The 23208-nt window shown below is 74.3% G+C and carries 15 protein-coding genes and 1 pseudogene; 11 read left to right on the top strand and 5 right to left on the bottom strand.

Going from position 1 to position 23208, the window contains the following annotated elements:
* The first annotated feature begins 29 nt into the window (after positions 1-29).
* A complete protein-coding gene (locus ACFVU7_RS24620) occupies positions 30-2078 on the top strand; it encodes a BTAD domain-containing putative transcriptional regulator (RefSeq protein WP_388047198.1) in 2049 nt (682 codons plus the stop codon).
* Between the two features lie 19 nt (positions 2079-2097).
* Here ACFVU7_RS24620 and ACFVU7_RS24615 read toward each other — a convergent pair.
* Both ACFVU7_RS24615 and ACFVU7_RS24610 read right to left on the bottom strand, forming a co-directional pair.
* A pseudogene (locus tag ACFVU7_RS24615) lies at positions 2098-3077 on the bottom strand (IS5 family transposase).
* A 74-nt stretch (positions 3078-3151) separates the two neighbouring features.
* Entirely contained in the window at positions 3152-4138 is a 987-nt protein-coding gene (locus ACFVU7_RS24610; protein ID WP_375875451.1) for a LuxR C-terminal-related transcriptional regulator, read from the bottom strand.
* A 288-nt stretch (positions 4139-4426) separates the two neighbouring features.
* Between ACFVU7_RS24610 and ACFVU7_RS24605 the strand changes: the two genes are divergently transcribed.
* From ACFVU7_RS24605 to ACFVU7_RS24585, 5 genes are all read left to right on the top strand, one after another.
* Positions 4427-4630, top strand: coding sequence for a hypothetical protein (locus ACFVU7_RS24605; RefSeq protein ID WP_388047195.1), 204 nt, complete (start codon positions 4427-4429; stop codon positions 4628-4630).
* 6 nt (positions 4631-4636) lie between these two features.
* Entirely contained in the window at positions 4637-4906 is a 270-nt protein-coding gene (locus ACFVU7_RS24600) for a hypothetical protein (protein WP_388047193.1), read from the top strand.
* 259 nt (positions 4907-5165) lie between these two features.
* Positions 5166-11369 carry a DNRLRE domain-containing protein gene (locus ACFVU7_RS24595; protein ID WP_388047190.1) on the top strand — a complete coding sequence of 2068 codons (6204 nt, stop codon included), beginning with the start codon at positions 5166-5168 and terminating at the stop codon, positions 11367-11369.
* Positions 11370-11550: 181 nt separating this feature from the next.
* The gene (locus ACFVU7_RS24590) at positions 11551-12153 is read left to right on the top strand and encodes a hypothetical protein (RefSeq protein ID WP_388047187.1); all 603 of its coding nucleotides are present in this window, start codon (positions 11551-11553) and stop codon (positions 12151-12153) included.
* Between the two features lie 235 nt (positions 12154-12388).
* Positions 12389-15652, top strand: coding sequence for an SdrD B-like domain-containing protein (locus tag ACFVU7_RS24585; RefSeq protein ID WP_388047185.1), 3264 nt, complete (start codon positions 12389-12391; stop codon positions 15650-15652).
* Positions 15653-15744: 92 nt separating this feature from the next.
* On the opposite strand, the gene ACFVU7_RS24580 is transcribed toward ACFVU7_RS24585, so the two are convergent.
* Positions 15745-16221 carry a hypothetical protein gene (locus ACFVU7_RS24580; protein WP_117491456.1) on the bottom strand — a complete coding sequence of 159 codons (477 nt, stop codon included), beginning with the start codon at positions 16219-16221 and terminating at the stop codon, positions 15745-15747.
* Between the two features lie 328 nt (positions 16222-16549).
* The gene (locus ACFVU7_RS24575; RefSeq protein ID WP_388047182.1) at positions 16550-17206 is read right to left on the bottom strand and encodes a choice-of-anchor P family protein; all 657 of its coding nucleotides are present in this window, start codon (positions 17204-17206) and stop codon (positions 16550-16552) included.
* Between ACFVU7_RS24575 and ACFVU7_RS24570 the strand changes: the two genes are divergently transcribed.
* The 4 genes from ACFVU7_RS24570 to ACFVU7_RS24555 all read left to right on the top strand — a co-directional run bounded on the left by ACFVU7_RS24570 (position 17156) and on the right by ACFVU7_RS24555 (position 20907).
* Positions 17156-17713: a UDP-N-acetylglucosamine 2-epimerase gene (locus tag ACFVU7_RS24570; protein WP_388047179.1), complete on the top strand. Its 558-nt coding sequence runs from the start codon at positions 17156-17158 to the stop codon at positions 17711-17713. The two genes, ACFVU7_RS24575 and ACFVU7_RS24570, sit on opposite strands and share 51 nt — an antisense overlap.
* 235 nt (positions 17714-17948) lie before the next feature.
* A complete protein-coding gene (gene lanKC / locus ACFVU7_RS24565; RefSeq protein WP_388047176.1) occupies positions 17949-20576 on the top strand; it encodes a class III lanthionine synthetase LanKC in 2628 nt (875 codons plus the stop codon).
* Positions 20577-20653: 77 nt separating this feature from the next.
* Entirely contained in the window at positions 20654-20785 is a 132-nt protein-coding gene (locus ACFVU7_RS24560) for a hypothetical protein (RefSeq protein ID WP_259316466.1), read from the top strand.
* Positions 20785-20907, top strand: a complete 123-nt coding sequence (locus ACFVU7_RS24555) for a hypothetical protein (protein ID WP_255357467.1) — start codon at positions 20785-20787, stop codon at positions 20905-20907. Before ACFVU7_RS24560 ends, ACFVU7_RS24555 begins: the two co-directional genes overlap by 1 nt.
* A 123-nt stretch (positions 20908-21030) precedes the next feature.
* On the opposite strand, the gene ACFVU7_RS24550 is transcribed toward ACFVU7_RS24555, so the two are convergent.
* Positions 21031-22098 (bottom strand): LuxR C-terminal-related transcriptional regulator, encoded by a 1068-nt coding sequence (locus ACFVU7_RS24550; protein WP_388047173.1) that lies wholly within the window; start codon positions 22096-22098, stop codon positions 21031-21033.
* Positions 22099-22254: 156 nt separating this feature from the next.
* Between ACFVU7_RS24550 and ACFVU7_RS24545 the strand changes: the two genes are divergently transcribed.
* Complete coding sequence (locus tag ACFVU7_RS24545) at positions 22255-23184, top strand: response regulator transcription factor (protein ID WP_388047170.1); 930 nt, start codon at positions 22255-22257, stop codon at positions 23182-23184.
* Positions 23185-23208 lie beyond the last annotated feature (24 nt).

The raw sequence follows: 23208 nt of genomic DNA, 5'->3' as shown, positions 1-23208 counted from the left end.
TCCGGCCCCGCGGGCCCCAGGGAGGGACGTTGGAGTTCAGGATCCTCGGCTCGCTGGAGGTGTGGACCGGCGACGGCCGGCGCATCCCCTCCGAAGGCTCCCGGCAGGAGCGGCTGCTCGCCGCCCTGCTGCTCAACGCGGACTCCTCCGTACCGGTCGCCCGCCTGGTGGACACCGTCTGGGACGAACGGCCGCCGGCCACCGCCACCCGCCAGGTCCGCAACCTCGCCGGGGTGCTGCGGCGCCGCTTCGCCGAGGCCGACCCGGACGCGCCGCCCGCCCTGCTCACCGACGGCCGCGGCTACCGCATCACGCTCACCGGCCACCGCCTGGACGCCCGCGACTTCACCGACCGGCTCGCCCTCGCCCGCGCCGAGGCCGCCGCCGGACGGACCCCGGAGGCCGTCGACGGGCTCCGCTCCGCACTCGCCCTGTGGCGCGGACCGGCCCTCGACGGACTCGCCGTGGACGCGGACGCCCCGGGCGCCGTCGCCCTGGACGAACTGCGGCTGACCGCCTGGGAGGAGTGCCTCGACCTGGAACTCGCACTCGGCCGGCACCGAACGGCCGTCCCCGAACTCACCGCGCTGGTCGCCGACCACCCGCTGCGGGAACGGTTCACCGGACAGCTGATGCGCGCCCTGCACGGCTCCGGACGCACCCCCGAGGGGCTCGCCGCCTACCGCCGGTTCGCGGAACGGCTGGCCGACGAGCTCGGGCTCGACCCCGGGCCCGAGCTGCGGGCGCTGCACCTGGAGCTGCTGGCCACCGAACCGGTGCCCGCCGCCACGGCCCGGGCCGAGGAACCACCCGCGCCGGCGCCACCCGCGCAGGCGCAGGTGCAGGCGTCGCCCGCCCAACTCCCGCCCGCCCTGGCCACCTTCGTCGGACGCGACACCGAACTGCGGGCCCTGGACGCGCTGCTCACCGACCCGGCGGACCAGCAGGCCGGGCCGGCCGCCGCCGCGTGCGCGGTCTGCGCCGTCTCCGGACCGGCCGGGGTCGGCAAGACCACCCTCGCCGTCGACTGGGCCCACCGGGTCCGCGACCGCTTCCCGGACGGCCAGCTCTACGCCGACCTGCACGGCTACTCCGTCGACGCGCCGCTCGCCCCGCGCTCCGTCCTGGCCCGCTTCCTGCGCGCCCTCGGCGTGCCCGGCGACCGGATCCCCGCGGCGGCGGACGAGGCGGCCGCGCTCTACCGCTCCCGACTGGCCGACCGGCGGCTGCTCGTGATCCTCGACAACGCCCGCGACGCCGAGCAGGTCCGCCCGCTGCTGCCCGGCGCCCCGGGCTGCCGCACGGTGGTCACCAGCCGCACCCGGCTCGACGGACTGACCGTCCGCAACGGCGCCCGGCCGCTGGTGCTCGACGTCCTGCCCGCCCACCAGGCCCTCGAACTGCTGGCCCGCATGGTCGGCGAGCACCGCACCCGCGCCGAGCCGCGCGCCGCCGCCGAACTCGCCGACGCCTGCGGCCGACTGCCCCTCGCCCTGGCCGTCACCGCCAGCCGCCTGGCCGCCAGCCCGGACCGCAGCCTCACCGACCACGCCGCCGAACTCCTCGACACGGAGCACCGGTTGAGCGCCCTCCAGATCGAGGGCGACGACACCTCGGCGGTCCGCGCCGCCTTCGACCTCTCCTACCGCTCACTGCCCGGCGAGGCCCGCGACCTGCTCCGGCTGCTCGCCCTCGTCCCGGCCGTCGGCATCGGCGCCGACGCGGCCGCCGCCCTGGCCGGCGCCCCGCCCGCCGCCGTCCGACCCGTCCTCGACCGGCTGGCCGCCGCCCACCTGCTCACCCCCGAGGACCGCGACCACTACCGGCTCAACGACCTCCTGCGCCTCTACGCCGCCGAACGCTGCTCCGTGGAGACCAGCGCCGCCGAACGCCGCGCCGCCCTGGTCCGCCTCGGCTCCTGGTACCTCCACCGCGGCCACTCCCCCGCCTTCCTCCCCACCCACCCCGCCACGGACCACCCGGCCCGCCTGTACGGCCTCCACCTCGACGAGTGGGTCGAGGTGGACCGCCTGGCCGCCGCTGCCGCCGCAGTAGCCGACCCCCCGCCGGGCGGCTAGGGCCTGTGTGAGGTTGCGATCAGTCGGCGTCTCGCAGGAGGTCGTCGACCCAGATCATCGAGGCGCGGAGGTGGAGGCCGGCGAGGTAGCTTTCGGGCTTCTTGTCGCAGCGGGTGGCGATGCCTCGCCAGGCCTTCAGCCTGTTGATCAGGCGCTCGACGGTGTTGCGCTCCTTGTAGAGATCCGCGTCGTGGCCGACCGGCCGGCCACCCCTGCTGCCCTTCCTCTTCCTGCTGGCGGCCTGGTCTCTCTTCTCCGGGATGACCGCCTTGATCCGGCGTTTACGCAGGTAGGCGCGGTTGCCGCGGGACGAGTACGCCCTGTCCGCGGCGACCGCGCCGGGCCGGGTGCGGGGGCGGCCGACGGGCCCACGGACGCGGACCTTCTCCAGCACGGGGACGAACTGCGGGCTGTCACCGGCCTGCCCCGCGGTCAGCACGAGTGCCAGGGGACGGCACCTGCGGTCGGCGGCCAGATGGACCTTGCTGGTCAGCCCGCCCCGGGACCGTCCGAGGTGGGCTTCCTTCAGGCGGAGCCCACGACGGAGCCGGGCGCGTCGCCGCTCGTCCTGTCCGTTCTGTTCCTGCGGCTCGCCCCTTTTTGTCGGGTCTCCTCCTGCTCCCGCGCGGCCTCCTCCAGGGCCTCCATGATCTCCTCGTCGACGAGCATCCCGGCGGCGTCGTGGTGAGCCCGGACGGACGTGGAATCCACGCTGACCAGCGACAGGTCCGCTGTCCCCTCGCGAGCGGCCTGGGCGATCAGGCCTTCCAGCAGGGCGGTGAAGACGCCCGCGTCCCGCCAGACACGGAATCGGCCGTAGACCGTCGGCCAGGGACCGAACTCGGAAGGCATCTCCCGCCACTGGGCGCTGCAGCGGAACCGCCAGATCACGCCCTCGAACTGCTCCCGAAGCCGCTCGGGGTACGGTCCGAACCTCCCGATCGGCAGATAGGGCTCGATCAACTTCCACTGCTCGTCCGTCAGTTGCCTGCGCGTCACGACCAACCGTTCTACCGGGTTCTGCCCTCAGGTGAGGGCAGAACCCGAAGACTGATCGCAACCTCACACAGGCCCTAGAGCCAGCCGCGGCGGGCGGTCTTGAGGCCGGCTTCGAAGCGGCTGGCCGCGTCGAGGCGTTCCATCAGGACGGCCATCTGGCGGCGGACGGTGCGTACCGAGACGCCGAGGCGTTTGGCCGCCGCGTCGTCCGTGAGGCCGGTGGACAGCAGGCGCAGGAGTTCGCGCTCGCCGGTGGTCAGGGTCAGCGGCGGCGCGCCGTCGGGGTCGTCGGTGATCGGGACGGCGGTCTCCCAGGTCTGTTCGAACAGGGCGACCAGGGAGGCGACGATGCCCGGCTCCCGGGTGCACAGGGCGCCGGCCCGGGTGTTCTCCGGGTCGATCGGCAGCACGGCGGTGCTGCGGTCGAAGACCAGCATCCGCGGCGGCAGCACCGGTGCGGTGCGCACCTCGCCGCCGAGGCCGGACATCCAACGGGCGTAGTCGAGGGTCTCCGGGGCGTCGTGGATGCTCTCCTGGTAGACGGTGCGCAAGCTGACGCCGCGTCGCAGGGCGTCCTCGTCGAGCGGCCGGGAGGCGGCCAGGCTGGCCGCGGACTGGGCGCCGCCGGGCATCACCGCCAGGACCTCGGTGGTCAGCCGGGCGGTCAGCACCTCCAGCTTGTCCTGGATGGCGTCGAGGCCGAGCAGCCGTTCGTGGTCGCCCACCGGGGTGTCGGTCCGCACCTTGGCGTACTCCCCCAGGGCGCGCGCGACGGCGGCCTTGGAGGCGGCCAACTCCTGCTGTCGACGGGCGAGTTCCTCCTCCTGGCGGCGCAGCAGGATCTCCAGTCCGCGCTCCGGGCTGACCGGCCGCAGGGTGCCGGGCCGCTCGCGGGAGGTCCGCAGCAGGGTGAGGTCGGCGAGCCGGTCGAGGGCCGCGCGCACGGCGGCCTCGGGGAGGCCGAGCCGGTCGCAGAGTTCCGCGACCCCGCCTTCCGGGTCGGCGAGCATTCCTCGGTAGACGGCTTCCGCGGTGGCGTCCAACCCCAGCAGTTCCAGCACTTCTCGACCCCTGATCCCCGTGGACGATTCCGTATGCCCGGTCGGCCCGGGCCGATCTTTCCCCCGGCCGGAACCCCTCGCAAGGGCATGATCCGGTCAACGGCCCCCGCCGCCGCCGCCCTTCGCGGTTTTGCAGCATGCTGCCTGTCCTGTTCCTGCCCGACGAATTCCCTTCCCGTGGCGGCCCGCGGACCGGGAGGATTCGCCGTGCGCGCATTCCCCGAATTCCCGGACACCCAGAACTGCGTTATCCCCCAACGAAGTTCCCGCACAGAACAGGAATCCGCCGTGGCCGTCCGTCCACTCGCCGCCGTCCTCCTGACCCTCGCCCTCGCCGGCTCCGCCGCGCCGGCCTTCGCCGCCGGTACGACCGCCACCGACGCCCCGTCCGCCGCCCAGGGCCCGGGTGGCGGGATCGGCTGGGACAACCCCTCCGCCCGGTCGATCGGCTGGGACGCCCCGCCCGCCGACGACGCCGTCACGCAGGCCTGACCTGCGGTGTTCGCAGTCCAGCTGACCCTGCCGGCCGGCGCCGGCGCCGCCGCCCCCTCGGGAGAGGCGGCGGCCGCGGAGGCCCAGGCCGCGCTGTGGGCGTGCGCCGCCCCGGACGACGGCCTGGAGCACGTGCGCGCCCGCGCCGTGCCCGAGGGTGTCGGCCTGGTGCTCTACGTCCGCGCCGCCGACGAGGCGGCGGCCCGGTCGAGGGCGCGGAACCTGCTGGCCAGGGCCCTGCCGGCGGCCGTCCGGCTCCCGTCGGGACGCCGCTGAAGAACGCGCCGGGACGCGCTGGAACGCACCGGGCCCCGCTGCGGCCCGCGCCACACCCGAGGGCGTCGGCCACCCGCCGTCGCGCCCCGGGGGCTTTCCGGCCTTCCAGACGGCTTTCGACCGGTTCCTCCCGCCCGGGAGATTGGCCGGTTCTTTGCTGTCGCTTTACCCCGCCATGGCTGACGCACCATCAGCACGTCGGCCGTCCCCCCGTTTTCCGACCACCTTTCCTTCCCGTACGGACCAGTCGAGGAGTTCCATGTCACGCCCCACGGGCGGATCACCGCGGCAGCGGGCCGAAGCCGGCTCGCCGCCCCCCTCCGCACCGCGCCGCGGCAACGGCGTACTGCGCCACACCGCCGTCGCCCTGGCGGTGGTGCTCTCGGTCGAGGCCGCCGCCGTCATCATGACGACCGGTCAGGCCGTCGCCGTCACCACGGAGCAGTCCCCGAAGCCCGCCAAGGCCCTGGGCCCGGCGGAGGCCAAGGACATCGCGACCGCCCACCTCAAGGCCCGGTTGGAGAACCGCCGGATCGAGGTGGTGGACGAGCGCACCGAGTCGACCACCAGCTGGATCAACCCGGACGGCACCACCACGCTGGACCTCGCCTCCGGCCCGGTCCGCTACAAGGACAAGGCCGGCAGGCTCCAGCCGATCGACGTCGACCTGGCGCGGCAGTCGGACGGCAGCGTCAAGGCCAAGGGGCACCCGCTCAACCTCTCGCTGGCCGGCGCCACCCCGCCCGCCGCCGCGTCGGCGTTCAAGGCCGCCGGTGCCCCGGCCGGCGCCCAGCAGGCCCCGGCCACGCCGCTGGTCTCGCTGGACAACGGCAACGGCACCGCGATGTCGCTCTCCTGGCGCGGCGCCCTGCCCGCTCCCACCGTGGACGGCGCCAGGGCCCGGTACGCGGACGCGCTCACCGCCACCGACCTGGTCATCGAGTCCACCCGGACCGGCTTCGAGCAGTTCCTGGAGCTCAAGGACCGCTCGGCGGTGGCCGCCAACGGCAGCGTGACGCTCACCCTGGACGCGGCCGGCCTCCAGGCCCGGCAGAACCCGGACGACTCGGTCTCCTTCCTCGACCCGAAGACCGGCGAGGAGAAGGGCCAGCTGCCCGCCCCGGTGATGTGGGACGCGCAGGTCGACGAGCGCAGCGGCGACCACACCCGCACCGCTCCGGTCGCGCTGAAGGTCGTCCAGAACGGGAACGCGATCGACCTGACGCTGACCCCGGACGCCGCGTTCCTGAACGACCCGAAGACGAAGTACCCGGTGACCGTCGACCCGGCGGTCAACATCGGCGTCGGCTTCGACACCTTCGTCCAGCAGGGCTACGCCACCGACGTCTCCTCGCAGACCGAGCTGAAGCTGGGCAACAACGGCTCCGGCCAGGTGGCGCGTTCGTTCCTGCAGTTCCCGATGGCGAAGATCAGCGGGAAGCAGATCACCGGCGGCAAGCTCAACCTGTGGAACTTCCACAGCTGGTCCTGCACCGCGAAGAGCTGGGAGGTCTGGGACACCGGCACGGCCACCACGGCCACCCGCTGGACGGCCCAGCCCGGCTGGAACAAGAAGTGGGCGACGTCCACCGCGACCAAGGGCTACTCCAGCTCCTGCAACGACGGCTGGGTGAACCAGGACATCACCGCGCTGGTCAAGGCCTGGGCCGCCAACGGCAACACCAACAACACCCTGGGCATCCGGGCCACCGACGAGTCCGACCCGTACGGCTGGAAGAAGTTCAACTCCGGCAACGCGACGTCCAACACGCCGTACCTGTCGGTCACGTACAACACCCCGCCGGGCGTCTCCACGCTGGTCTCCCCGGCCGACGCCGCGCTGACCAACGACGCCACGCCGACGCTGTCCGCCAAGGCGACCGACCCCGACGGCGGCAACATCGCCCTGGACTTCGAGGTCTGGGCGTCCAACGGCACGGCCGCGCTGCAGTCCGGGCGCACCGCCATGGCGGCCTCCGGCTCGACGTTCACCTGGGCCCCGGGCACCAAGCTGGCGCCGGGCGCCTACAAGTGGCGCTCGCGCTCCTGGGACGGCACCGCCAACAGCGCCTGGTCGGGCTTCCGCACGTTCACCGTGGACACCACCGCGCCGGGCGCGACCACCGTCTCCTCCGGGGACTTCCCGGCCGGCCAGTGGGCGGGCACCCCGGACGCCAACGGCAGCTACAGCGGCACCTTCACCTTCACCCCGCCGACCAGCGACGTGAAGGACATCCAGTACCGGCTGGACGGCGGGGCCTGGGTCACCGCGGCCACCACCGGCACCCCGGTCAGCGCCAAGCTCACCTTCAAGGCGGGCTCCCACACCGTCACCGCGCACACCCGGGACGCCGCGGGCAACGTCTCCGCCGACAGGACGTACGCCTTCTACGCCGGCAAGGGCTCCGCCCTGGTCGCGCCGGGCGCGGGCGAGCGCCCGGCCCGCCGCACCTCGCTGCAGGCCGAGGGCAACAGCACCTACACCGGGGTGCGCTACCAGTACCGGCGCGGTGAGACGGACGCCTGGAAGGACGTCCCGGTCGCCAACGTCGCCACCACCGACGGCAAGCCGGTGACGGCCTGGCCGTTCACCGCCCCCGGCGGCAAGCCGGCCGCGCTGACCTGGAACATCACCGACACCCTGGCCGAGAACGGCCCGGTCGACGTCCGCGCGGTGTTCACCGACGGCACCGCCACCGACGCCACCGAGCCGAACACCCTCACGGTGGACCGCAACGCGGGCACCGCGCCGGAGACCAAGGTCGGCCCGGGCGAGGTGAACACCCTCACCGGTGACCTCACCCTCTCCGAGAGCGACGCCGAGGCCTTCGGCCTGCACGCCGAGCGCTCCTTCTCCTCCCGCCGGCCCGCCAACGGCTCGGCCCAGGAGGGCCAGGCGGCGATCTTCGGCCCGCAGTGGAGCTCCGGCACCACCGCCGAACTCACCGACGCCGCCTACTCCTACGTCCGCCAGACCTCGGCGACCTCCCTCTCGGTGGTCTCCGCGGACGGCTCCGAGACCGGCTTCACCGCCACCGGCGCCGGCGGCTGGAAGCCCGAGCCCGGCGCCGAGAACCTCACCCTGACCGGTGCGCTCACCGGCTCCTTCACCCTGAAGGACACCGACGGCACCACCGTCACCTTCGCCAAGGTCGACCCGGCCGCCACCACCTGGCAGGCCTCCGGCTCCTCGCTGCCCAGCGACAACTCCACCACCTCGGTGGTCTCGGAGAAGGTCGTCTCCGGCGGCAAGACCCTGGCCCGCCCGAAGTACGTGGTCGCGCCGTCCTCGGCGACCGCCTCCGCCGACTGCGCCGCCGTGCCGTCCACGGCCGGCTGCCGGGTGCTGGAGTACGTCTACGCCGACACCACCACCGCCACCGCGTCCGCCCTGGGCGACACGGCCGGCCAGGTGAAGCAGATCCGCCTGTGGTCCACCGACCCCGGCGCCGCCACCGCCACCCCCGTCGCCGTCTCGCAGTACGCGTACGACGCCCAGGGCCGGCTGCGCGAGGTATGGGACCCGCGGATCAGCCCCGCGCTGAAGACCGCGTACGGCTACGACGCGGCCGGCCGGGTCACCACCGTGACCGAGCCCGGCGAGCTGCCGTGGACCCTGGAGTACGGCAAGGCCGGCAACGCCGCCACCGCCGGCGACGGCATGCTGCTCGCCGCCTCCCGGCCCACCCTCAAGCAGGGCAGCAAGGACGTCACCGACGGCACCGCGACCACCTCGGTCGTCTACGACGTCCCGCTGAGCGGCGCCAACGCGCCGTACCCGCTGGCACCGTCCGACGTCGCGGCCTGGGGCCAGAGCGACGCCCCGACCGACGCCACCGCCGTCCTGCCGCCCGACGCCGTCCCGGCCACCCACGACGGCAAGGCGCTCGGCACCGCCGGCTACAACCGCGCCTCGGTGACGTACACCAACGCCTCCGGCCGCGAGGTCAACACCGCCACCCCCGGCGGCGGCATCACCACCACCGAGTACAACGCCTACGGCAGCCCGGTGCGGACCCTCTCCGCGGAGAACCGCGTCCTCGCCCTGGCCACCACCGGCAACGACCTGAACAAGCTGCGCGCCCTCGGCATCGCCGGCCGCTCGACGGCCGACCGCGCCCAGGTGCTCTCCTCGACCTCGGTCCACTCGGCCGACGGCAAGCGCCTGCTGGAACAGTACGACCCGCTGCAGCTGGTCACCCTGGAGCACGGCGTGGCCGCCTCCGGCAGCTCCCCGGCGCTCGCCGCCGGCGACGAGGTCCCGGCCCGCGCCCACACCGTCAACGGCTACGACGAGGGCCGCCCGGCGAACGCCGCGGTCAGCGACATGACCACCTCGGTGACGGTCGGCGCCCGGATCGACGGCTACGCCGCCGACGCCGACACGCGGACCACCGCCACCGGCTACGACTGGGCCCAGGGCCTGCCCACCTCGGCCGTCCAGGACCCGGCCGGCCTGAAGATCACCACCAGCACCGGCTACGACGCCAGCGGCCGGGTGACCTCGCAGAGCCGCCCGAACTCCACCGGCTCCGACGCGGCCACCACCGTCACCACCTACTACACCGGCACCGGGACCGGCGCCTGCGCCGGCCACCCCGAGTGGGCCGACCTGGTCTGCTCGATCGCCCCGGCCGCGCAGATCGCCGGCGGCGGCGCCAACCCGCCGCAGCTGCCGACGAAGACCTTCCAGTACGACCGCTGGGGCAACGTCACGGTCCAGACCGAGACCGCCAACGGCGTCACCCGCACCACCACCCGCGGCTACGACACGGCCGGGCGCGCCGTGAAGACCTCGATCAGCGGCGGCACCGGCACCGCGGTCGCCGACACGGTGTTCGGCTACGACCCCGCCAACGGCGAGCTGGCCACCACCACCAACGGCAAGGCCACCGTCACCCAGGGCTACGACCGGCTCGGCCGCCAGGTCTCCTACGACGACGGCGCCGGCAACGTCACCACCACCGAGTACGACAAGCTCGACCGCCCGGTGAAGAAGTCCGACTCGGTGCCGTCCACCGTGACCTACGGCTACGACACCGCCAAGGACCCGCGCGGCCTGCCCACCTCCCTGACCGACTCGGTGGCCGGCACCTTCACCGCCTCCTACGACGTCGAGGGCCGGCTGGTCTCCCAGACCATGCCCGGCGGCAACACCCTGACCAGCAGCTACGACAGCCAGGGCGTCCAGACCGGCAAGACCTACACCAACCAGGCGGGCACCGTCCTGCTGGCCGACACCGCCGACTTCACCGTCCACGGACAGCAGGCCGGCCGCACCCAGAGCGACGGCAACAGCACCACCAGCGGCTACACCTACGACGCCACCGGCCGCCTCACCAAGGCCGCCGACAGCACCGGCCTGGCCTGCTCCACCCGGACCTACACGTTCGACAGGAGCAGCAACCGGACCAACCGCACCAGCGTCACCGACGACTGCGACCCGGCCACGGCGGACACCGTCACCCAGGCCGAGACCCACGGCTACGACACCGCCGACCGCCTCACCGACGCCGGCTACGTGTACGACGCCTTCGGCCGCACCACCGCCCTGCCCAAGGGCACCCAGGTCGGCTACCACACCAACGACCTGGTCCGCACCGAGACCCTCGGCGACACCCGCAAGACCTGGGACCTGGACGCCGCCGGCCGCCTGGCGCTCTCCACCACGGAGACCAAGGGCACCGACGGCACCTGGACCGTCACCGCGCAGGACACCAGGCACTTCGACGGCGGCACCGACAGCCCGACCTGGTCCAAGGACGCGGCCGGCAAGCTGACCCGCAACGTCCTGGACCTGACCGGCCGGCTCACGGCCGCCACCGGCACCGACGGCGGCGCGGTCCTGCTGCTGACCAACCTGCACGGCGACGTGTCCGTCCAGATGTCCCCCGACGGCACCGAGGACCTCGCGGTCTACCACTACGACGAGTACGGCAACGTCGTCGACGCCACCGGCTCGGCCGCGTACGGCTGGCTCGGCGGGGCGCAGCGCGAGGCCGACAGCGTCTCCGGCCTCACCCTGATGGGCGTGCGCCTGTACGACCCGACCACCGGCCGCTTCCTGCAGACCGACCCGGTCCTGGAGGGCTCGCCGAACGCCTACGGCTACCCGGTCGACCCGATCACCATGGACGACCTGACGGGCATGTCCTGGAAGAAGAAGTGGGTCGCCAACTTCAGCCGGGCCGAGGGCAACACCATCGGCGGTCTGCTGGTCGTCTCCAGCAAGATCTCCAAGGGCATCTCCGGGATCCTGAAGAAGCTCCCGCACATCGCCGCCCGGGCCGCCGGCTGGGTCCTGTGGGCGCTGTCCTACCTGATGAAGAGCATCGGCAAGAAGTTCCTCAAGGCCGCCAACAAGCGGGGCAGCCACGGGGTCCGGTTCACCTTCGGCATCTGGCACTCCAGCCACTGGTACGTGCCGGACTACCCGACCTACCGGGTGGACCCGCGCTACTGAGAGGGGGACGGCACCCGAGAGGGGGGACGGCACCACGCTGACGCTCCACTGACGCACGGCAGGATGCACGACAGGTGAGGCCGGGCCCGGGGGTGCTCCCCCGGGCCCGGCCGCTTGCGCGCGCCGATGATCATCCCGGCGTAGGCTCTCGGCTGATCACAGGGGCACAGGAGAGGGAGACATGGGCCAGAAGATCATCCGGTTCTCGGACCTGACCGGCAAGCACGCGGAGAGCGACGCGGACCTGGTGCGGGTGGTGGTGCTCCGGCACCCCGACCTGACGGACGGTCCGGTCGAGATCGACGCGCTGGCCGGGGAGTTGGGCGGCGTGCGGGAGCTGGCGCTCGACCTGGTCACCGTCGAGCTGCACCACCCGGACCGGGCGGAGCCGCAGACGGTGGTGATGGAGGCGGCGACCTTCGACCGGCTGGCCTCGGCCGCGCCGATGGCCGAGGTGCTGCGCGGCGCCCGCCCGGCCGCCCGGACGGCCGCGCGCGAGACGGCGCCCACCACCGTGCGGGAGGCCGCGCCCACCACCGTGCGCGGGGCGGCGCCCGCCGCCGGCCGGGAGCGGGTCGACCACGCCGGCCTGGAGCACGCCGGACGGCCGCACCAGGGCCGCACCACCGAGGCGGAGAAGCAGGTCGTCCGGGAGCACCTGGAGGAGATCAACGAGCGGCTCGCCGCCGAGGGCGTGCGCACGATCGACCCGGCGAACGTCGAGCACGTCACCCAGTACCGGCTGGACACCCTGGCCCGGGAGACCGGTGTGATGTTCGGCTGAGCCACCCGGGTCGCGCCGCCCGGCGCTCCGGTTGCGCCGCCCGCCGGGGGGAGCTCGGCTGGGGCGGCCCGGCCCGTAGGCCACAAAGCCCTCCGGAACGCCGGACCGTCCCGGAACGCCGTACCTCCCCGGGCCGCGCTGCCGCCGGGCGGGTGACCGCCGAGCAGGTGAACCGCCGCGACCGGCCCTCGTGTCGCCGACCGGTGCGCCGGGGCGATCGGCTGGACTGCCCGCTATGCGACTTCCATTCCGGACCGGGCGGATCGCCTCGGTCCTGGCGCTGGTGGCCGGCTCGCTGCTGAGCAGCAGCGTGCTGGCCCCACCGGCCCAGGCCGCGATCTCCTTCACCAAGAGCGTCGACAAGGCGACCGTCTCCCCGGGGGAGAACGTCACCTACACGCTGCGCTACACCTGCTCCATCACCGAGTGCACGGGCGGGAACATCCTCGACACCCTGCCGTCGAACATGCAGTTCCTCGGCTGGACGCCGGACCCGTCCTCGGTCGACGTGGCCGCCTCCACGGTGCCCGCCGCGGGCGCGACGGGCGGCACGATGGACATCAGGCTGAAGGACCTCAGTCCGGGCACCACCGCCACCATCACGGTGACGATGAAGTACCCGAACTTCACCACCCCGAACGGCGCCGCCTCGACCAACTCGGCCACCATGTCGGCCACCGGCGAGACCTCGCAGACCGCCACCGCGAACACCACGGCCCAGGTGCAGCCGCAGTACACGGTGACCAAGGGCATCCAGACCTCCAGCAGCGACAACCGCACCGTCACCTACCAGTTCACCCCCTGCGCCACCGACAACGTGCCCAACGTCGACCTGGACAGCAGCCGGCTGCTGGACACCCTGCCGCCCGGCGCGGTGGTGGACACCGGCCGCTCGCCGGGCTGGACGCAGGTGCCGCCCGGCCCGAACACCTGGGGCTACGACATCGGCCCGTTCGTCTCCGGCAACGGGCGCGGCGGCTGCCGCAACCCGGGCGTCCTGGTGGTCAACTACCCGGCGGCCTCCTTCCCGGACGGGACCACCTCCGAGAACACCGTCGACCTGCTCGGCGCGCCGCTCACCGAGGCCGAACGGCAACTGGACACCTCGTCCGTCACCACCAACACGTTCCAACCCCCGGTGACCGGCGTGGTGGTGACCGCCAGCAAGACCTGGCGCGACACCACCACCAACGGCGACCTCAACTCCTTCAGCCTGTCCGCCACCAACACCGCGGGCCCGGCCACCAGCCTCACCATCACCGACCCCGGGGCCGGCAGCACCGACGGCGTCTACAACTGGATCTTCCCGCAGTCCCTCCAGCTGGAGCCGTGGAACCCCACCAGCATCCAACTGACCCTGCAGTACCGCCTCAACGGCGACCCCACCTGGCACACCTTCACCCCGGGCACGCCGTTCAACGGCTCCACCGCACGGCGGCTCACCTTCGCCCAGGGCGCGGGCGACCCGGCCAACGACGTGCTCGGCATCCCCGCCGGGCAGTGGCTGGACGGGCTCAAGCTCACCTGGAACGGCCCGATCCCCACCGGCTGGAGCCCCGGCAACGCGGTGCAGCTGGTCACCCAGGTCGCCACCCCCGGCCACGACGGGCGCCCCGCCCCCGAGCCGCTGACCAACTGCGTGGACACCAGCGCCACCGACGGCACCACCACCGCCAACGCCAACGCCTGCGCCCGGACCACCATCACCCAGGCCACCAACCTCGGCGCCGCCAAGACCACCGTGGCCGGCGAGCTGTCCGCCCCCGGCGGCAAGGCCACCTTCCAGGTCATCCCGTACAACCGCAGCGCCCACGACCTGGACCGCCCGCTCGTCCTGTACGACCTGCTGCCCGCCGGCGTGGTCTACATCGACGGCTCGGCCCGACCCGACCCCGACTACCCCGACGCCAAGGCCCCCTCGTCGATCACCGTGACCCCGGGCCCGGACGGGCGCCAGCTCGTCAAGATGGAATGGCCGGCCGGCGCCCCCGACTCGACGTACCTGCACGACGCCATGGCCTACCGGATGCTCTTCGACGTCCAGGTCGCCGACAGCATCCGCTCCGGCACGCTGACCAACGACGTCTACGTCACCGTCGACCAGCCCACCCACCCGGTCGCCTGCATGTACTCCGGCTCCGACAGCGGCAGCACCCCCGACGTGCTCGACCTCAACGGCAACGGCGACACCACCGAGCTGATGTGCCACGCCTCCTCGCAGATCCAGGTCGACGTGCCGGCGGTGCTGCGCTCCTACAAGGAGGTCAAGGGGGACCTCGACGCCGACTACATGACCATCGGCACCGCCACCCCCGGCGGCCAGACGTCCTGGCGGATGACCGTCCGCAACGACTCCCCGGACCCGGTCACCGACTTCCTCGCCTACGACAAGCTCCCCACCCCCGGCGACAACTACGTGCTCACCCAGGACGCCCCGCGCGGCAGCGCCTGGACCCCGTCGCTCAGCCAGCCGATCACCAGCAACGACCCGACCGTGGTGATCGAGTACGCCACCGACCCCAACCCCTGCGTGAACCCGCTGCTGGTCGACCGCACCGGCTGCAACAGCGCCGCGGTCTGGAGCACCACCTTCCCCGGGCCGGGGACGGCCACCTGGTTCCGCCTCAGCCGCCCCGGCGCCCTGGCCTCCGGCGAGTCCTTCACCCTGACCTGGCCGATGGTCGCCTCCTACGACGCGCCGGAGGGCGAGTACGCCTGGAACAGCTTCGCGTACACCGCCACCGACGCCTCCGGCCGCCAGCTGCTGCCGGCCGAGCCCGCCAAGGTCGGCGTCGCGGTCAAGCGCGTCGCCCCCTCCAACAACGCGCTGGGCGACTTCGTCTGGCACGACCGGGACGGCTCCGGGATCCAGAAGCCCGGTGACGAGGGCATCCCCGGGGTCACCGTGCACCTGCTGGACGGCAACGGGCAGCCCGTACGGGACAAGGACGGCAAGCCGGTCACCACGGTGACCGACGCCACCGGGCACTACCTGTTCGACAACCTGCCGGACGGCAGCTACGCGGTGCAGTTCGACCTGACCACCCTGCCCAAGGGCGCCACCGTCACCAAGCAGCACGCCGGCACCGACCCGAGCAAGGACTCGGACGGCGACCCGACCACCGGCATCACCCAGACCGTCACCCTCAGCGGCGGGCAGCGCGACCTCGACCTCGACCTGGGCGTGATCCTCCAGACCAGCTCCCCGTCGCCCTCGCCCTCGCCGAGCCCGTCGCCGTCCCCCTCCCCGTCGCCGAGCCCGTCGCCGTCCCCGTCCAACTCCCCGTCCCCGTCGCCGTCACCGACGTCCTCGCCGAGCACGACGGCCACCGCGACCCCCACCCACCCCCACACCCCGAGCGCGTCGGAGAGCGGCGAGCTGCCGCACACCGGCGGCTCCTCCTCCGACACCCTGGTCGCGGCGCTCGGAGCCATCGCCCTCCTCGGCGGCGGCGTCCTCTGCTTCGTCGCCTACCGCCGCCCGGGCCGCCACAGCTGACGCCCGCTCGGACCCCCGCCTGACACCAGCAGGACGCCAGTGGCGCCGCCCCACCCGGGGCGGCGCCACTGGCGCGTTCGGAGCCGGTACTCCTAGTCCAACTGGGACAGCACGTCGGTGATCAGCCTGGTGGCGAAGTCCTCGCCGTTGCCCGAGATCCGGTTGATGTACTCCGCGAGCAGGACCACCATGGCCTCCAACGGGTTCATCTCCTCCTTCGTCCACGGTCCGTACTGGGCGCGCCAGAGGTTGGGGCTCAGGCCCGTACCTGCGGCGATGAGCAGGCCGGCCATGATGGGGATGACCTCGGGGCTGAAGGTCCTCGGCATCATCCGCATGGTGGCCACCAGGCTGGGGACCGCGTGCTCGATCACGTCCTCCTCCTGCTTCTCGAAGGCCGTGCGCAGCCAGTTCATGTACATGTAGACGAGCGTGCAGGCGCCTTCCACCAGCGCCTCGGCCTCGCCGGGGCCGAAGGACGCGGTGAGCTGGTCGACCAGCCGCTGGTGCTCGGGGTCCGTCCCGGACTTGCCGTCGTAGATGGACTTGAGCCGGGAGTCGATCACCATGAGCGCCGCGCTCACATCGCCGACGGGAGCGTACTTGGGGTCGCAGGACGACACGGGACTCCTCCTAGAGCGGCCACGGCCGGTACGGCCGGTCGGTTCGTAGGGTAGGCGAGCGATCGGACCGGGTCCGACGGCTCCGGCCGCGGGCACCCCGCGGTGCCGGGTACGGAAGGGCCGGGGCGGACCGGCCGGGGCGGTCCGGTGGTGGTGGGACGGGCCTCCCCGTCACCCGGCGGCGGCGCCTCACACGTCAGGGCGAGGTACCGGAAGCCGGGTTGACCGCGGCGGGCGGCCGGCCCCTGCTCCGGGCCGGCCGCCCTGCCTCCCGTCAGACGGCCGACGCGGCGGACCGGGCGTTGCGGCGGCGGACGTAGACGGTGGCCAGGACGCCGGCGAGCACCGCCCCGCCGCTCATCGCCGCGACGGACGGGTTGATCATCGGCACGGCGGCGGCGGGCTCGGCGCCGCCGCACCGGGCGTGCCCGATGACCAGGTTGGCGCCGTTCAGCGACGGCAGCAGGGTGAGGTGGACGGCGTTGACGGTGAGGACGCCGTTGGCATCGGTGGTCTGCTCGTTGAGGACGATCGAACCGACCAGCGGGATGCTGACCCTGGTGTTGGCGGGGGCGTTGGCCTGGAGGTTGGTCGGGATGCCGGCGACGCTGATCGCCCCGCCCGCGATCAGGCCGCTGCCGGTGGCCCCGGTGGGGGTGGCGGTGCAGTTCGAGTCGACGCCGGTCAGGGAGACCGAGGCGACACCGAGGTCGAGCCCGAGCTTGTCGACCGTCGCGGAGGCCGAGGCGGTGCCGTCGACCGGGTTCCCGGCGGTGTTCGCGGTGAGCACGGAGGTGGTGGCGACCGGCCCGACGGTGAGGCCGACCAGGGTCCGGGTGCCGCCGGACGGGTACGTCGACTCCGGCGACGGCGCGACGGCGTGGCCCGCCTCCTCGGCCCGCGGGCCCGCATCGTCTGGAGCGGCCAGCACTGGGACCCGGCCCTCACCACCACGTTCTTCGCCCAGTACGGCCTCCCCCGCCCGCACCACCTGCTGAAGGGCGTCGGCGGCGAGCCGCGCGGACGCCAAATAGGCCGGATGGTCAGCGCGTTGAGCGACCACCTCGCGGCCCGCCCACCGGCCGCCGTCCTCGTCCAGGGCGACACCAACACCGCCGCCGCCGGCGCCCTCGCGGCGCACTGCGCGGGCATACCCGTCGTCCACGTCGAGGCCGGCCTGCGCTCCTTCGACCCCGGCATGCCCGAGGAGGCCAACCGCCGCCTGATCGCCCCGCTCGCCGACGAGGCCGTCGGCGAACGGCTGGCACAGCTCCCCTCGCCCTACGGCGACGGACGGGCGAGCGCCGAGATCGTCGCCGCCGTCCGCAGCCGCTACCTCGCCCCCGAGCCGCGCACCGAACAGCACACCGAACAGCGCCCGGAGCCCGACCGCACACCGGTCGCGGCCGCCGCCACCGGCGTCGGCGGACACCGCTGAGCGAGGGCGGACAGCCGCCGCCTCCAGGACCCGCCCGCAAACTGCCAGGCACGAAGGTGGCGGGTCGGACCCGTCGACCCCGCCCACCCCGGCTGGCAGGGTCGGAAGCAGCCCGCAACCGGCGGGATCGACCGCACCCGGGGGGCTCCCATGACGACGACATCCGACGGCCGGCCGGCCACCGGAGCGGGCGCGTCCGGGTGCCGGCCGCGGACCGCGGGCTGAGGCGGGCACCATGGACGACCGCTACGAGCGCCACTGCTTCGCCGACCCGCTGTTCTACGACGACCCCGCCCGCGCCGAGCACGCCGACGACCGCTTCGCCGCCGCCACCGCCCCGCTGCCGCCGGGCTGGGAGCGCCACGAGCACGGCCCCTGGATCAGCCTGCGGCCGCCGCACGCCCGACTCCCCGAGCAGGGCTGGAAGGTGCACGTCTCGGCCACCCCGGACGAGGCGGAACAGGTCGTCGAGCAGGTCCTGGCGTACTGCCTGGAGCAGGGGCTGACCTGGAAGTTCCTGCGCGGCCGGGCCACCGTGCTCGCCCTGAACAGCAAGTACGCCGACCGCCGCGCCAGCGGCAAGCTGATCACGCTCTACCCGGAGGACGACACCCGGCTGGCCCGGGTGCTGGACGACCTGTCCACCCTGCTGAAGGGCGTCCCCGGCCCCTACGTCCTGAGCGACCTGCGCTACCGGGAGGGCCCGCTCTACCTGCGCTACGGCTCCTTCGTCGAACGCCACTGCACCGACGAGCGGGGCCGGCGCGTCCCGGCGATGCGCGGCCCGGACGGCGCACTGGTGCCCGACACCCGGGGCACCGTCTTCACCGTGCCGGACTGGGCACCGGTGCCGGAGCTCGTCTCCGCCCAGCTCGCCGCCGACGCCGCGCGTGAGGCCGAGGCCCCGGCCGACTTCCCGTTCGAGGTCGTCAAGGCGCTGCACTTCTCCAACGGCGGCGGGATCTACCAGGCCACCGACCGGCGCGACGGCCGACAGGTGGTGCTGCGCGAGGCCCGCCCGCACGCCGGGCTCGACTACGCCGGCCGGGACGCGGTGCAGCGGCTGCTGAGCGAGCGCCGGGTGCTGGAGGCGCTGGCCGGGGTGGACTTCGTGCCCGCCCTGTACGAGTACCGGCAGGTCTGGGAGCACCACTACCTGGTCGAGGAGTACATCGAGGGCGAGCGGCTGGAGGACGTCTTCACCCGCACCTGCCCGCTCACCCACCCCGACCCGGACGAGGCCGAGCTGGCCGCGTACACCGACTGGGCGCTCGACGTGCTCGACCAGGTCGGCGGCATGCTGGCGGCGCTGCACGAGCGCGGGCTGGTCTTCGGCGACCTGCACCCCAACAACGTGATGGTCCGGCCGGACGGGCGCTGCGCGCTGGTCGACTTCGAGATCGCCTTCCCCGCCGACGACCCCGCCGCTCCCCCGCTGGGCGCGCCCGGCTTCGTCTCGCCGAAGGCCCGGCGCGGAACCGCCGTGGACGCGTACGCGCTGGCCGCGCTGCGGCTCTACCTCTTCCTCCCGCTGAACATCCAGCTCGGGCTGGACTCGGGCAAGGCCGAGCTGGCCGGCCGGGAGATCTCCCGCCGCTACCCCGTGCCCACCGGGTTCGGGGCCGAGGTGGCCGAGGCGCTGCACCGGGCGGCCGGCGGGAAGCTGCCGGCGGGCGCCACCGAACGCGCTCCGGTGTCCGCCGACGGCGCCGCGGGGCCGGCTCGTCCGGCCTGGCCCCAGGAGCCCTCGGCGGACACCGCGGCCTGGCGCCCGGTGCTGGACTCGCTGGCCGCGGGCATCCTGGCGATGGCCACCCCGGACCGGACGGACCGCCTCTTCCCCGGCGACGTCGAACAGTTCGGCCCGGGCCACGGCGGCCTGGGACTGTCCTACGGCGCGGCCGGCGTCCTGTACGCGCTCCGGGCCTGCGGCCGCCCCGCCCCGCCCGAGCACACCGACTGGCTGGTGGCCCGCGCGAACGCCGCGGCCGACCTGCCGCCCGGCCTGTACGACGGGCTGACCGGCATCGCCTGGACGCTGGCCCGGCTCGGGGCGACCCGGGAGGCCGACGCGCTGGTCGAGCGGCTGCTCGCCACCGAGGCCCCGGCCGATCCGGGGCTCGGCTCCGGACGGGCCGGCATCGCGCTCGGCCTGCTCGACCTGGCCGACGTGCTCGGCCGCGAGCGGCTCGCCGACCGGGCCCTCGCCCTCGGCCACGAGCTGGCCCGGGACGAACCCGCACCCCGGCTGCGCGGCCTGCTGGACGGCTGGAGCGGGCAGGCCGCACTGTTCCTGCGGCTGTACGGGCACACCGGCGAGCGGAGCTGGCTGACGGCGGCCGAGGCGGCGCTCGGCCGCGAACTGGACGAGGCGGACGTCACCGACGGGATGCTCTTCCTGGTCGAGGACCGCCACCGCCGCAAGCTCCCGTACCTGGCCGCGGGCGGCGTCGGCACCGCCCGGCTGATCTCCGAGCTGGCGCGGCACAGCGGGGCGGACCGACCCGACGGCGCGGGCCGGCTGCCCGGCCGGTTCGCCCAGGCGACCGCCGCCGCCGACCGCGCCTGCCTCCCCGACCTGATCGCGGCGGCCGGCCTGTTCGAGGGCCGGGCCGGCCTGGTACTGCACCTGCTGCGCGGCGGACGCGGGGCCGAGGCCGACCGCCACCTGCGGCTGCTGGAGTGGCACGTGATGAACCATCGCGGCCACCTCGCCTTCCCGGGGCGGCGCTCAATGCGCCTGTCGGCGGACCTGGCCACCGGCGCCGCCGGAGTCCTGGTCGCGCTGCACGAGGCCGTCCTCGGCCCGGTGCCGCTGCCCGGCATCACCGACTTCCCCGGCCCTGAGGCTTCGCGGCCCTGAGGCTTCGAGGCCCCGCGACCGGGGGGACCACCACGGCCACCATCCGGTGGCCGGCACCACCACGGAAAGGAACGACCATGACCCAGATCCTGGCCCTCCAGGGCCTCCAGAGCGAGACCGGCACCGGTGCCGTCGAGCCCAACAGCCACTGGAGCAGCTTCGCCCACTACCGCGCCGAGGCGCCCGTCGCCGAGGAGGCCGGTCTCTGATGTCGACGATCCTCTCCCTCCAGGCGCTCGAGGCCGCCCAGGACGACGCGGCCGTCCCGTTCAGCCACTGGAGCACCGACCTGCACCTGCCGTTCGGCGCCCCGGTCGAGGCTGCGGAGTAATCCTCCGACCGACGACGCGCAGGCCCGCCGGGACCACCCGGCGGGCCTCCGTCCGTCGTACCGGGGCCCTTGTCCGCCGAGCCCGGGCCGCCGTCCGCCGAGCCCGCCGGGTTGGGGCCGGCCTCAGCAGGGCCCGGTGGCGTCCGCCGGGACGGTGAGCCCGGCCCGCTCGGCCAACGCCCCGGCCTGGAACCGGCTCTGCGCGCCCAGACGCGCCAGCAGCTCGGCGATGTGGCGCCGACAGGTGCGGGTCGACATGCCCAGCCGCCGGGCGATCGTGTCGTCCTTCTCCCCGGCGGCGAGCAGCACCGCGATCACGTCCTCGACCTCGCGGGACACCGTACGGGCGGCCCTCGGCGCGGTGTCGTACGGGACCGCCTGGCTCCACTCGTGCTCGAAGAGCCCGACGAAGTACGCCACCAGGGACGGCTCCCGGACCAGCAGCGCCGCTCCGGTGGCGAGCCGGGCCGGCACGAAGGCCGTGGTCCGGTCCACCACGACCAGCCGGGCCGGCACCTCGGCGCGGGTCCGGACCTCCGCCCCCGCGGCGATGACCAGCTCCGCGTAGGAACGGGTGGGCGGGTCGAACCGGGCCGGGTGCTGGTACAGGCTCCGCAGCCGGACGCCCCGCCCCAGCGCGGCCAGGTCCCGGGGCAGCGCCTCCGTCAGGTCCGCCTGCGGGTGCCCGCCGCCCGGCTGGACGGTCAGCACCTCCTCCTTGGCGGCGCCCACCACGGAGCCGAGCGCCGAACCGGCCGCGTGGGCGTCCTCCAGCAGGCGGACCGAGCCGTCCACGCCGCCGCCCTGCGCCCGGTACACCGGCTCCAGCGAGGCCACCTCGGCGCGCAGCCCGGCCAGCGCGGCCTGACGGCGGCCCAGCTCGGCCTCCGCGATGCGCAGCCGCGCCTCCTCCCGTCCGGTCAGCCGCGCGGCGGCCGCCTCCGGGCCGACCGCCGCGAAGCAGCCCGGCCCGGCTCCCGGCCGCCGCACCAGCAGGCACAGCGCCGCCAGCCGGTCGACGGCCGCCCGGCAGCGCGCCTCGCCGAGCCCGAGGTCGGCGGAGATCCGCGCCAGGTCGGCGGGCTCGACCCGCCGGTGCCGCACCGCCCACTCGTAGACCAGCCGCGTCTCGCGATCGAGCAGGGCCTCCCGCCCCGACGACCGGACCGCGTCCGTTTTCACCGGATTCATCCACCCCTCCTCAGTCGGCCAACAACTTCCTGGCCCCCTCGCCCCCTGGCGGCCGCCGCGAACGTTGACGACGATCGAACAACCGCTTCCGGGGCCGACCGACCGCCGGACGCGACCGTCGACCGTCGGCCGCCACCAGCTGTCAAGAGGGCTGTCATGAGAGAACGTGGAACCGTCCACATCGCGTTCACCCCACACGCACCAGGAGCCCCACCGGGCTCCGTCCCGGCCCCCACCACCCCCGCCGCCGGGCCGGGCGACGGCACCGTCGCCTTCTACGCCTGGGCCGTCCGCCGGGACCGGCCCGCACCGGTCCGGCCCGTGACCGGGCAGTCGTGGCGGGCCGAGCAGTCGTGGACGGCCGCGCAGGCGGTCCACGGGCGGCCGGAGACCGGCGCACCCGCCGTACGGCCGGAGGAGGTGCCGCCGGACCACGGCGCCGTGCACGCGATCGTCGGCGACCGGCTGCTGCGGGCCCGCCGGGAGGTCGTCCTCTGCTGCCCCGGCGGCGACCCGACCGCGGCGGCGCTGGCCGACCTGGTCGTGGCCGAACTGCCGCGCACCGACCCCGCGCTGCGGGTCCGGATCGTCCACCAGCACCCCGCGCGCTTCCACCTGCCCACCCAGCGCCAGGCCCGGGCCGCGGAACGGGCCGGCGCCGAGGTGCGGACCACCGGGGAGAGCTGCGGCCCGCTGCTGGTCGTCGACCGGGAGAGCGCCTTCCTGCCGGAGCGGGGACGGACCGACGGGCTCGTCCTGGTGGACCAGCCGTCGGTGGTGGCCCACCTGGCCGACTCCTTCGAGACGCTCTGGCACCAGGGCGAGGCCTTCCGCAGCGGCCCGGCCGCCGCCCGCGCCGTCTCGGACGAGCTCCGGACGACGATCCTGCGGCTGCTCGCCGACGGCCTGAAGGACGAGGTCATCGCCCGCCGGCTCGGGCTCTCGCTGCGCAACTGCCGGCGGCACATCGCCGGCCTCTACAGCTCCCTGGGCGCGGACAGCCGCTTCCAGGCGGGTGTGCTGGCGGAGCGTCACGGTCTCACCGGGACGGCGGCGGCCGCCGCCGTCGCCACCGGAGGCCGCTGACGGCCGGCCCGGGTGCGCCAGCGA

It is taken from the genome of Kitasatospora sp. NPDC058046 (assembly GCF_042885595.1).
Taxonomy (GTDB): Bacteria; Actinomycetota; Actinomycetes; order Streptomycetales; family Streptomycetaceae; genus Kitasatospora.
This window is presented reverse-complemented; position numbering and strand designations above follow the sequence as displayed.